Origin of the sequence: Blautia ammoniilytica, from assembly GCF_025566965.1 — a bacterium.
GTDB lineage: Bacteria > Bacillota > Clostridia > Lachnospirales > Lachnospiraceae > Blautia_A > Blautia_A ammoniilytica.
On record NZ_JAOQJL010000029.1, the window covers coordinates 22,019 to 34,266 of the forward strand.

13 protein-coding genes are annotated in these 12,248 nt (G+C 43.0%); 9 read left to right on the forward strand and 4 right to left on the reverse strand.

Annotated features, from left to right (window positions below):
- Positions 1–11: 11 nt before the first annotated feature.
- Positions 12–560 carry an OB-fold protein gene (locus tag OCV61_RS13320; protein WP_158422200.1) on the reverse strand — a complete coding sequence of 183 codons (549 nt, stop codon included), beginning with the start codon at positions 558–560 and terminating at the stop codon, positions 12–14.
- Between the two features lie 143 nt (positions 561–703).
- Positions 704–1,174 carry a hypothetical protein gene (locus OCV61_RS13325; RefSeq protein ID WP_158422201.1) on the reverse strand — a complete coding sequence of 157 codons (471 nt, stop codon included), beginning with the start codon at positions 1,172–1,174 and terminating at the stop codon, positions 704–706.
- 59 nt (positions 1,175–1,233) lie between these two features.
- On the opposite strand from OCV61_RS13325, the gene OCV61_RS13330 reads away from it, so the two are divergent.
- Together OCV61_RS13330 and OCV61_RS13335 are read left to right on the forward strand one after the other, a co-directional pair.
- Positions 1,234–2,328, forward strand: coding sequence for a serine/threonine protein kinase (locus OCV61_RS13330; RefSeq protein WP_158422202.1), 1,095 nt, complete (start codon positions 1,234–1,236; stop codon positions 2,326–2,328).
- 78 nt (positions 2,329–2,406) lie between these two features.
- On the forward strand, positions 2,407–2,844 hold the full coding sequence (locus OCV61_RS13335; protein ID WP_158422203.1) for a GatB/YqeY domain-containing protein: 438 nt from the start codon (positions 2,407–2,409) through the stop codon (positions 2,842–2,844).
- A 63-nt stretch (positions 2,845–2,907) separates the two neighbouring features.
- Here OCV61_RS13335 and OCV61_RS13340 read toward each other — a convergent pair whose 3' ends face one another.
- Both OCV61_RS13340 and OCV61_RS13345 read right to left on the reverse strand, forming a co-directional pair.
- Complete coding sequence (locus OCV61_RS13340) at positions 2,908–3,618, reverse strand: glycosyltransferase family 2 protein (protein WP_158422204.1); 711 nt, start codon at positions 3,616–3,618, stop codon at positions 2,908–2,910.
- Positions 3,619–3,752: 134 nt separating this feature from the next.
- Positions 3,753–4,244, reverse strand: coding sequence for a Gx transporter family protein (locus tag OCV61_RS13345; protein ID WP_158422205.1), 492 nt, complete (start codon positions 4,242–4,244; stop codon positions 3,753–3,755).
- 184 nt (positions 4,245–4,428) lie between these two features.
- Between OCV61_RS13345 and OCV61_RS13350 the strand changes: the two genes are divergently transcribed.
- The 7 genes from OCV61_RS13350 (at position 4,429) to OCV61_RS13380 (ending at position 12,239) form a co-directional block, all read left to right on the forward strand.
- Complete coding sequence (locus tag OCV61_RS13350; protein WP_158422206.1) at positions 4,429–4,980, forward strand: FMN-binding protein; 552 nt, start codon at positions 4,429–4,431, stop codon at positions 4,978–4,980.
- Entirely contained in the window at positions 4,977–5,741 is a 765-nt protein-coding gene (locus tag OCV61_RS13355; protein ID WP_158422207.1) for a 4Fe-4S binding protein, read from the forward strand. Before OCV61_RS13350 ends, OCV61_RS13355 begins: the two co-directional genes overlap by 4 nt.
- A 243-nt stretch (positions 5,742–5,984) precedes the next feature.
- Positions 5,985–7,097, forward strand: coding sequence for an FAD:protein FMN transferase (locus tag OCV61_RS13360; RefSeq protein ID WP_158422208.1), 1,113 nt, complete (start codon positions 5,985–5,987; stop codon positions 7,095–7,097).
- A gap of 67 nt (positions 7,098–7,164) precedes the next feature.
- Positions 7,165–10,398 carry a penicillin-binding Tp47 domain A-containing protein gene (locus tag OCV61_RS13365; protein ID WP_158422209.1) on the forward strand — a complete coding sequence of 1,078 codons (3,234 nt, stop codon included), beginning with the start codon at positions 7,165–7,167 and terminating at the stop codon, positions 10,396–10,398.
- A 1-nt stretch (position 10,399) separates the two neighbouring features.
- A complete protein-coding gene (locus tag OCV61_RS13370) occupies positions 10,400–10,609 on the forward strand; it encodes a hypothetical protein (protein WP_158422210.1) in 210 nt (69 codons plus the stop codon).
- Positions 10,572–11,402 (forward strand): transglutaminase domain-containing protein, encoded by an 831-nt coding sequence (locus tag OCV61_RS13375; RefSeq protein ID WP_158422211.1) that lies wholly within the window; start codon positions 10,572–10,574, stop codon positions 11,400–11,402. Before OCV61_RS13370 ends, OCV61_RS13375 begins: the two co-directional genes overlap by 38 nt.
- 138 nt (positions 11,403–11,540) lie before the next feature.
- Entirely contained in the window at positions 11,541–12,239 is a 699-nt protein-coding gene (locus OCV61_RS13380; protein ID WP_158422212.1) for an ABC transporter ATP-binding protein, read from the forward strand.
- Positions 12,240–12,248 lie beyond the last annotated feature (9 nt).

Sequence of the window (12,248 nt, forward strand, 5' to 3'; positions counted from 1 at the left end):
TGCGGGTCTGACTACTCAATTTCGTCGATATCCAGGGAGTACCCGAGAACTTCTCCAACATCGGTGCATTGTCCTTTCAGGGTAACAGTATCGCCTTTTTTCATATTGGAAATAGCATTGCGCTGTGTATCATCTGAAATATAACATTGCACACCGTAAATGGAAAAGTCAGAATTTACAGGGTCAAGATTAATATACTTACCGGAAGAATCAATATTGGACAGTTTCCCTGTGATTTCCAGATAAGTGTCCTTGTAATGATCCGATGCATTCAGTGCGTTGTCTTCCAGTTCAGCTACCATATCATCTACGGATACAGATAAGTAAGTGATAGGCGTCACTGTTGTTTTTTCACCAGAGGAGCCTGCTGATCTTGAACCTTTGGAAGACTCCTTTTTACCTCCGGAAGCAGCACCTGCAATCATAAGGATCACAAGCAGCAGAAAGATCCATTTCAGCTTTCCACCCTTCACCTTTTTACGACACTGTGGACAGATTCTGGCATCTGCAGGAATTTCTGATTTACAATATTTGCATTTCTTGGTTTTTTCATTGTTCATATGTATTTCCCCCTCGTTTTGCATAAAAGTATAGCATATTATTAGGGTTATGATTCTCCCTCTAGGGGTGGAAAATTACGAAAAAACTGTACTGTGAAAGTGCTGAACATTTATGAAAAAGTATGAAAAATTATAAGTATGTTCTATACAGATTCACTTTGCATGCCACTGGATTTAAGTGGTTCAAACTGGTAGCGGCAAAGCTGTTCATTAACCTGAATGATACTGCCGGGACGGTCATTAAAACAGATCATCAGCAGTGCATCCCGTGGAATTTTGGCGTAAAGCTGCGGCATTTCATATTTTTTCAAAGCCTGTTGTGTCTGAGCAAGCGTAAGCTTTCCGGCATAGCAGATCCTCAGGATCACATCTCTTTGCCGGGTCTTTTTTTCACCGGATAACAGTTTATACCCGTATCCTTCAGGAATTTGTGCCTGGAGAAATGTCTGCTGCTGAGTGATATGATTATTTTTCAGACATTCTTTCAGATAAACACCAAAAGGATTGAGGGAAGGAAGCAGACTGTCCTCATAGGTACGGCAGTACTGGTCATATGTTCCGGTATGGGTGTTTTCTAAAATCTCCTCTAGTTCTCTGGTATTTTTTGTGCACATAGAAACCTCCTTGTGATAAAATCATAGTACGTTGTAAGAAGAAAAGGAATGATAAGCTTATGAATCTGGAAAATCAGCTAGCTCTTTCTTATTATCAGGAAATTGCAGTTTTGAATGAAGAGCATCATATTTCAGTCGTTCAGCATCGTGAAACGAAGAAGATATATGTAAAAAAGCTTCTGACCGTTTACAACGGTGAAGTTTACCGACGCTTGCAGCAGCTTAATTTGGAAGGGGTTCCAAGAATCAGGGAGTTTTTGGAAGGGGAAGGACAGGCGGTCCTTATTGAGGAATATATTTCAGGAGATACCCTTCAGGAAAAAATAGATGCCTGCAGATTAACGGAAAAGGATATCCGCCGATATACAGGAGAACTGTGCAGGATCCTGAACAGTCTGCATCAGCAGGAGCCTCCGATGATCCATAGAGATATAAAGCCTTCTAACATCATTATAACACCAGAAGACCCAGAAGACCGGGTAGTGCTGATTGATTTTAATGCTGCGAAAAGTTATACTCCGGGAAAAGCAGAGGACACCATGCTGATTGGGACAAAAGGCTTTGCGGCTCCGGAGCAGTATGGTTTTGGAAGCTCATCCCCGCTTACGGATATTTACGGGATGGGGGTGTTGATCAGGGAACTGACAGGACGGATCCGTGTATATGAAAAGGTTCCGGAGATTTACGAAAAGGTGATCCAGCGGTGTACTCAGATGAACCCAGAGGATCGTTATCAATCCGTACAGGAACTGGCTAGTACTTTGGGAAATACTAAGGATTTCACTTACAGCGGTGGCAAAAGCCAGGAACAGAAGGAAACTCAGTGGAGAAAATACTGCCCGCCGGGATTCCGCACACCTGTATTGTGGAAGAATTTTCTGGCATTTGCAGGCTATTTTGTGCTGCTTAGTGTATCTATGGGGATTACTGTGGAAAAGACTTATGGGGCGGCACTTTGGATCAATCGGATTTGCTTTCTGCTTTGTGCTCTTGTATTGGTTTTTGTAGGCGGAAATTACCTTGGAATCCAGAGGCTGATGCCCCTATGCGGCAGTAAAAAGCGAAGCGTTCATTATCTTGGGATGTTTCTCCTGGATACGTGTCTGATCTTTTTATTGTTACTACTGTTGGAGATGGTCCTCAGGTATTTTTGAGTAATTATTTTGTGTTTTACAAGCAATTCGGAAAGTGCTATGATATCTTCAGAAAAGAATAAAGGAGGAATTTTGAGGATGACTCTTGAAGGTTTAAGAAAAGACATGGTTGCAGCCATGAAAGCAAAAGATAAAACAACAAAGGATGCGGTATCATCTCTGGTTTCCGCTGTTAAAAAAGCTGCTATTGATGCAGGATGCAGAGAGGATGTTCCGGAGAGTATGGTAGACCAGGTGATTCTTAAGGAATTAAAAACAGTAAAAGAACAGCTGGATACCTGTCCGGAAAGCAGAGAAGACCTGCATGCAGAGTATCAGGCAAGATATGATGTGATCGCCAAATACGCACCACAGCAGATGGGAGCAGAGGAGATCCGTGCATATCTGGAAGAGAAATTCGCTGATCTTCTTGCAACAAAGAATAAAGGCCAGATCATGAAAACTGTAATGGGTGATCTGAAAGGAAAAGCAGACGGCAAGCTGATCAATCAGGTGGTGGCTGATATCTGCAAATAAAACCAGACAAAACAACGAGGCCACGATTTGCGGCCTCGTTATTTTTTTACCAATAAGAGCGGATCACAGCTCTTTTTTTAATTGCCGGAAATCCCCAAGAGCTTTCCAGCCAATTTTCACAATCTTTTTAATGTTGATGGAATTAGTACCGCCTTGTCTTGGTTTAAAGGAAATTTCAATAAATTTCACATGTTTTTTGTAGTATACAAAATAAGTGGTAAGCATGATATTGGGAAGATTGAAATCAGCAGGCATCTTTTTGATGAATTCTGCGGTCTGGTTTGCTTTCATAAGACGAAAAGGAGCATTGGCATCAGAAACACGGATACCAAAGATCATCCGAAGAAGTAAACAAACAATATTTTCCACAAATTTCCTGGATTTGCCGTCGCCTCGTACACTGCGCTGGCCGATCACTGCATCATAGCTGTTACGAGCTGCCCAAAACTGGTGGAATTCCTCCGGGTTGGTCTGGCCGTCAGAATCTGTCTGGAAGATAAAATCAGCCCCATTTTTGATGGCATAATCGTATCCGTAAAGCAAAGTAGGACCATGTCCGCCGTTAGGCTTGGTAAGAGGGGTGAGAAGCGGGCGTGTCTTGGCGCAATCACATAGGATCTGGTAGGTATTGTCTTTACTGCCGTCATTGATGATCACCAGTCTGGACTGTCCATCGCCGTTATATTTTTCTACAATTGGATACCATTCATCAATGGTACGCCGAATGTTGGTTTCTTCATTATAAGCCGGGATTACTATAAATAATTTATCCATAAAATTCTCCGTGTAATGTGTAGCGAAGCTGCCACCTGTTTTGATGCTTATAGGATACTATTTTCATGGCCGTTTGTAAATACTGGTGAACTATGTAGCCTGCAGATGATATGTTACACTCTGCACAGAGCAGATTATGAATAAGAGACGGGGACTCTTTTTTGTACTTCATCTGTGAGCCATCCGATCAGCAGGCCTGTGATCACACCAGACACCAGAAGTGCAGGTGCATAATACAAAAGGCTGGTATTTTCCACAATGACCATGGCTACAAGCAGCTGTCCCACATTGTGGGTGACGCCTCCTGCTACGCTGATGACTGGAATGGAAAAATCTGAGAATTTTTTCATAAGTGTCATGACGATAAGACTGAGGGCTGCACCGGCTAGGCTATAAAGAATGCTGAACATATTGCCAAAAAGAAAGCCGATCACCAGGATCCGCACTGCAGATACCAAGGCTGCTTCTTTTAATGAGTATCTTTCCAGAATAAAAAGAACACTTAAATTGGCCAGACCAAGCTTAATGCCCGGGATCCCGGCGAAAACCGGGATCAGTGTTTCTACGTAGCCAAAGATAATGGCTACAGCTGTAAAAAGCCCCAGATAGGCTGTTTTTTGTTTCATAGATTGCTTCCTTTCATACAAAGAGAATCATAACATGGTCAAAAAGAAAATGCAATGAAAAGTTAGAATGCTAAAATATAAATTAGACATATATAACAAAAGTTATGGACATATAAAATGAAAGATGATACAATTCACAAGTTGGAAACATAACAGGTAAATAGCAAAAGGAGCAAACAGATTTATGAAAAATCAAAATTTCTATATGCGGGTTCTTTGCCTGGTGGTGATCATTGGTGCAGTCCTTTTTTATAATTCAAGAACCCAGGAAAAGGAATATCAGACGCAGAATGAGGAGCTGATCAAGCGGATAGATGCACTGGAAAAGCAGCAGCAGGAAATCCTTACAGCACTTCAGGAAAACTTTGATGCACAGGAGAAGGCAAAGGCAGAAAGCGAAAAGCAGAAAACAGAAACGACAAAAAGCGAAGAAAATGCAGACAGCACAGACACAGCAGATCAGGTATATAAGGATGGAACCTATACAGGAGATGGTCAGGGATTTGGCGGCAATATCCAGGTACAGATTACCATTGCGGATGATACCTTAACCGATATTCAGGTAGTCAGTGCAGAGAAAGAAGACAGTGCGTATCTTTCGCAGGGAAAAGCAGTGATTGACCGCATCCTGGAAGCTCAGAGCACAGATGTAGATACTGTATCCGGTGCTACTTTCAGCTCTACCGGTATTTTGATGGCAGTAGAGGATGCCCTGGGAAAGGCGGAAAATCAATGAAAAAGCGAATAAGAAAAATTCGGCTGATCAGGACTGGGATACAGCTTTTGTTCTTTATCCTGGCGCCTTCTCTTTTTTCTACTGCATTTGCAGGAGTCAGATCCATCTTCGATTCCGTTTCGCAGGGAACACCGGTAGAATGGAATTCTTTTCTTGATATCACAGGGATCCTGGTGCTTGTAACGATTTTATTCGGGCGTCATTTCTGTGGTTATGCCTGTGCTTTTGGAAGTCTTGGGGATGCTTTATATGAGACCTTTTCCTGGTTCTGGATCAAAGTCCTGCACAGGAAAAAGAAACCGGCTTATCCGGAAAAAGCGGTTTATTTTATGCAGAAGATCAAATATGTGATCCTGGCAACTATTTTGCTGGCCTGTGCCACCGGAACATACGGAAAGTTTCAGGGTACCAGTCCCTGGGATGCATTTTCCATGCTTCGTGCAGGAAGACTGCCGGGAGCGTCTTATAAGGTCGGAGTCCTCCTTCTTGTTCTGATCATGATAGGAATGTGTACCCAGGAACGGTTCTTCTGCCAGTTCTTTTGTCCTATGGGAGCTGTTTTTGCTATTCTTCCCATTGTGCCCGGAGCACTTCTGAAAAGAGATAGGGAGAACTGTCCCCAGAAATGTGGAGCCTGTAAAAAAAGATGTCCTGCTCATCTGGATATTGACGGTGATACGTCCAGATCAGGGGAATGCATCTGCTGTCATGCCTGCCAGGCTATTTGTCCCAAGCAGAACATTCATACAGGCGATGCATAAGGGATGTTAATATTTGTAAAATACTATGATGGCATGGAACTAAAGCATGAGTCGAGGGTAATTCTATGTCTGATGGTTAGAACAAACTTACGGATGTTCTAAATGATAAAAAAAGTTAGATAAGACTGATAGAAAAGAATTGACATTTTTTTCTATACAATATTATACTAACTAAGCACGGTTAGATGATACTAATAGATAGATCAGAAACAAATGAGAAAGAAATAAATGAGAAAGAAATAAATGAGAAAGAGACAAATAAAAAAAGAAATAAATAAAAAAGAAATAAACCGAAAAGCAAATCCATATGGAAAATTCTTGCTTGCGGCAGTATGTGCAGCCGGGACGATCGCCCTCTGCCAGGCTGCATGTGCCGCAGAGCCTGAATTATATACAGCAACAGATCTGGCCATGGATACGGTAGTTACAGAAAGTATTTACACCACCGGGGAAGATGTGACCGGAGAGATTGGCACCCTGCTTCGGAAGATAGAAAGCGATTGGCTTTCCTGGACTCAGGAAGATTCTATGATCGCCAGGATCAACGCAAGTGAAGGGCAGACCATGGAAGTACCGGTTCAGCTGGCTTCTTATCTGGAAAAAGTAATGCAGTTAAGTGAAAACAGTAACGGTGCATTGGATCCTACTCTTGGAAAGGTGATCCGTTTGTGGGATATTGGCGGCGAAAATCCTCACATTCCGGATGAAAATGAACTGAAAAAGCTTCTGGCACTAACCGGTTATGAGAAAGTTCATATGGAAGGAAATAAGATCACTTTAGATGAAGGCTGTACTCTGGATCTTGGGGCAGTGGGAAAAGGAATCGGCTGTGCAGAGATTACAGATTATCTGCAGAAGCAGCAAAAGATCACGGCCGGACTTGTGAATCTTGGAGGAAGCAGCGTGCTGACTTACGGTACAAAGCCAGATGGGAGTAAATGGCAGATCGCTATCACGGACCCGAGGGATACAGAAGGGGATTATCTGGGAGCAGTTGCCCTTGACGGTGGAGAATTTCTTTCCACATCCGGCGATTATGAAAAGTACTTTATGGAAGACGGGGTCAGATATCATCACATTCTGGATCCTGAAACAGGATATCCTGCAAATAACGGTGTGTGTTCTGTAACCGTTGTGTGTGATGATGCAGTGGCAGCAGACGGCCTTTCCACAGCCTGTTTTATACTGGGCATGGAAAAGTCACAGTCACTTCTGGAAAAATACAATGCAGAAGCACTTTTTGTAGATGAAGACCATCATGTGACTATGACCGATGGGATGAAAGAACGGTTTCGTCTTTTAAAGGACAGCTACACAGTAAAAGAATTACAGACCGATTTAAGAAATGATAGATGATTCCCAAAACATTTTTGGACGGGATATCTATAGATGAAAAATTATAAACTCAGAGAGGAGAGAGGTTATGCATAAGTGGAATGTATTGAAAAAAACAGCACCGGTTTTCTTAAGTCTGGCAGTGGCAGCAACCAGCATGCCAACCACAATCCTGGCAGCAGATGCATTTGGTGATGGTACCGTTGTAGAAACAGAGGATGTTTCCGCAGAAGAAGTGTCAGAGGATGATTTGGCAGAAGAAGCATCAACGGATGCCAGCGTAGAAGAGGTGCCGGAGGACACTGCAGATGTGCCTGAAGAGGTAACAGAGGATGCAACTTCTGAGGAGGACTCTTTATTTACATCTGAAGAAGAGACTGCAGAAACCGATACTTTAGAGGCAGAGGATGTTGCTGATGGAGGTGAGGTTCAGGTTGCCGGTTATACCTATCCATGGACAAAGGTTGCAGATGGCTCCGCTGCTCCCACAGGATACAATAAGATTGGTGATTCAAACGTTTACTATAAAGTAGATGAAAGCAACACTTCTTTATTTTCATGGCGTTATTATTATGGTAAGACAACTTTAAGCTATACAGATTTTTATAAAACAGGGTCATTTGACTCCACGGTTTATGATTCAGTAACTTCGGCAACAACGAAAAAGAATCAGCTTTTCGCAAATGCAGATGCAACCACACCTGATGAAAATGGATATAAGATCAATGGTGTAAAAAATGTAAGTGTTAAGGTTTGGGATAAGGACTATGTAGAGGCAAAGATTCTTGAAGCAGCAGGGGAACTTCCCGCTGACGGTGTATATGCAAAAGCGGCAGGGATTGTATTGAATGAAAGCCCTTCAGATGAAGTGGCTCAATATAAAGCATTAAGCTCTAGCGGCACATACGGAAATTGGCATATAGCAGATGCAGCGCAGACAAAGGTAACGGATGCAACAGCAACACTAAAAACCTCTTCACGCAGGGGAGATTATGTGATCAAGGTCAATGAGACAAGCACAAAATATCTCCGCAATTCCAAAGAGGGAGATTTTGCGGTAGCTGCCAATGTACAGGGTGTGATCCTGAAAACAAAGAGTGGTAAGACAGTAGGCCTTCGCCATTTGCAGGAAATCTGGGTAAAGCCATATGAACTGGCATTTTCCAAAGATGCAGGTCTTCAGGGAGAAACGATTACAGAGATTACCTATATTATTCCGGAAGGTAGATACGTATACTCTTTTGCCGATGGCATCTATGTAAAGAAACAGGCTACAGATGCTATGAAAGAAGCTGTTACAGCAACTTTTGAAAATAAGAACACTGTAAAAGTAACAGGTCTTGATAAATTCAAAAATCCAATGGTTTCTGTTTATTATGTAACAGGCTCCGGAAAAAATTCCAAGACTACCTACATGGCAGAGGAAACAGCAGTTACAGTCGGTGAGGACGGATCCGCGGCAGTAACATTTGCAGATGAGAAGGTGGCACAGGCTGGCAAAGAGTACACCGTAAAGGTAACCAGTGATGATTATGCTGATCTTACCACTACAGCCGTAAGGTCTGAATCAGATGAATGGAGCTATATGTATGTAGGCCTTACCTGGTCTGAGTATTGGGCAAACGAAGGTGTATACATGGCAGGAAGCACAGAGGCAAATGCTGAGACTGACGATAGGGATGAACATGACAAAGGTGCATTTGATACAGTTACAAGAGCTACTGTGAATCATGGACTTCACAGAGGAAGCTTCCAGTGTACTACAGTTATTTATACAACAGACGGAAAAACATTCCCGGTTCAAAGCTGGAGTGCAGACGGCGGCACCATGAACCTTACAGACGGAAGCTCTGTCGGTTATAAAAGAGGCGTTATCACAGATGCTGAGGGTTCACATATCCTGAAAGAGTATGATGTATATGGTCTGAAATATGTGCCTGTAAAAGTCAATAATGAGGATCTGGAAGCTTTTAAAGCGGCTTACGGAAGCAAGATCGTAGAGAATGGCGCAGCCATGAGCGGCGGCTACGGAGAAATGAAGCTGAGTGCTTACACTGCAACTGCAACTGTTACTGAGAATACAAATGGTTTAAAGACAGCTGTATTACAGGAGAACGGAAGCTTTGCATTCAGTGCAAGAAACAATGCAGGTACAGAGTCCGGGCTTCAGGATCAGGCGTTAAAGACAGCGGATGGACTGGTCGTAACTGTAAAACCGGCAGATGGAAGCTACGGAGAATTTTTAAGAGTTGACCTTACCGGCAATTATGGTGATCTGGGTGCACATATGCAGGCAGTACGCTGGGATTACTATGGCACAGGTGAAACGGTTCTCGTATCTTATGGAACAAAATTCGCAGCAGATAACTGGATGCACAAAATAAACGGAATCCAGCTTGGACTGACAAATTCTCTTCGCTGCCAGCTTCCGGAAGGAACAGACGGAACCGGAAAATGGGTGATTACCGTTTATGCACTTGGATATGCAGATACACAGGTTACTGTTAATGCAGCAGAGGAAAATATAGTTAAGGCTATGGCCAATGCTACAGAAGAGGAAATTGCATCCGCAACATCTGCAGTAAATGCAGCAGAAGCACTGAAAGAAAGTGACTATACCGCAGAGTCCTGGGCTGCTATGCAGACAGAATTAGGCGAACTGAAAGATGCACTTAAAAAAGCAAAACCAAAGGCACCAGTATTAAATGAAGGGATCCAGCACTTGAATGCAGCAATCGCAGCACTTGTAAAGGCACCTGTACCTACTGCAGTGCCGGTGCAGCCAACTGCCACACCAACGCCTTCTGCAGAACCAACCGTAACGCCAACACCTTCCGTAGAGCCAACAAAGGCACCGGCACCGGAGGTGAAACCTTCTCTTACTGTTAAGAAAGCTGTGCTTAACCTGAAAGCGAAAAAGTCTGCAACTATCGTACCGGTACTTACAGGCATCAGCGGAAAAGTAACTTATAAATCAAGCAACAAAAAGGTTGCTGCTGTTAATTCCAAGGGTAAAGTTACAGCGAAGAAAACAGGTAAAGCAGTGATCACTGTTAAGTGCGGTAACTATAAGACAAAAGTAACTGTTTATGTAAATGAGAAGCTGAAGCTGAAGAAGTCTTCAGCAGTGATCAAGGTAAAAGGAAAAACTTCTATCAAAGCAACTACAAATATTACCGGTAGGATTACATACACTTCCAGCAATAAGAAGATCGCAACCGTTACATCCAAGGGTGTTGTAAAAGGCATCAAAAAAGGAAAAGCAACCATTACAGTAAAATGCAATGGTGTATCTAAGAAATTTAAGGTGACAGTAAAATAATATGAGTAATAAATACAGTCATTGGGGAAAGCTTGCACCAGCGGCAGTTGTACTGGCAGCCATGCTTGCATCCGGAAAGGGCGGTGAAGCCCTTTCCGGGCAGGAAATTGCACAGACACAGATCGTGAAGGCTTCTGGCTGCAGCGTCTGTGTGGGCATCTGCCGGTCTGCCAGTGCAGGCACAGGTTCAGGAAGGAACTGTTCAGAATGAGGCGGATGCAGCACCGGTCTTAGTTCAGAAAAAACAGGGCCTGGTTCGGGAAGGCAGGAATTATTGCTATTATGTAAAAGGCCAGAAGGTACGCCGGGTATGGAAGAAGATCCATGGTCGGAAATATTACTTTGGAAATAATGGCAATGCAGCAACCGGATCTGTACAGATTAAGGGTACCTACTATATTTTCAACGAAAAGGGCCAGCTTTTGGCACCAAGGCGTAATGCCATTAAGAAGGTAAAGAATGCATACTATTATGTGAAGCCATCAGGAACCCCTGTGACCGGCTGGCATGTGGTAAAGGGAAAGCTGTATTATTCCTACAGGAATGGTAAATGTGCAGCCGGCAGGACCGTTGGGGAGATCCGGTTCACCAGGAACGGATATGCCAGGGATGATATTAATACCAGGCTGAAGATCAAATGTATGGAAGTAATTAATAAAGTGACTACGCCTTCTGCTTCAACCAATACAAAGCTAAGGCAGTGCTGGTATTACCTGAATACGATCCGTTTCCAGTCAAATAAATTTCCTATTACCAGTCAGAAGAACTGGCCAAAATACTGTGCCTACGACCTTCTGGATACCATGTGCGGCAACTGCTACGGGTTCGCTAATGCATTTGCAGCACTTGCAAAGGAACTGGGATACAAGCCTTATGTGATTGAGCTGCCTATGACTCATTGTTGGGTTCTGATCAATGGCGGATACTGGGATAACATGGGAAATAAAATGGGTGTACCTAATTCCCCTAACCGATATAATTCCGATCAGATTTATAAATTCTAAAGAAAAATGGCACTAATTGAGAAAAATAACTCAATTGGTGCCATTTCCTTTTGGGGAGAAAAGCAGTAGAATAATTGGAGTTAGATAATACTAACAAAAAAGGAGGAAGGAGATTCCCAAAGGGAAGAAAAAGAAGTTATGTTTTTGGAAATACATAATCTGAAAAAAAGCTATGGAGATGGAGAGAGCAGGACAGAGGTTCTTCGCGGAATTGATTTTTCTGTTGCAAAAGGGGAAATCTGTGTGTTGCTTGGGCCATCCGGATCAGGAAAGTCAACACTGTTGAATATCATCGGTGGAATCGATGATGCAGATGAGGGGTATATTTCTATTGAAGGCGAAAAGACTGCAGATATGAATGAAAAGACCCTTACAAAATACAGAAGAAAGCATCTGGGTTATGTGTTTCAGATGTACAATCTGATCCCGAACCTGAATGTAAAGGAAAATGTGGAGGTAGGGGCCTACTTAAGTGATAAGGCACTGGATATCGATGATCTTCTGAAAACACTGGGGCTTTATGAACATAGACACAAGCTGCCCAATCAGCTTTCCGGTGGACAGCAGCAAAGGACTGCTATTGGAAGAGCTATTGTAAAAAATCCGGATATCCTGCTTTGTGACGAGCCCACCGGTGCCCTGGATTATAATACGTCCAAGGAGATCCTGAAGCTGATCCAGGAGGTGAACCAGAAATATGGCAATACGGTGATCATGGTAACACATAATGATGCCATTAAGAATATGGCAGACCGCGTGATCAAGCTCAGGGACGGCCAGATCCGGAAAAACTATGTGAATGAAACCAAGATCTCTGCGGAAGATCTTGACTGGTAAGGCGGTGAA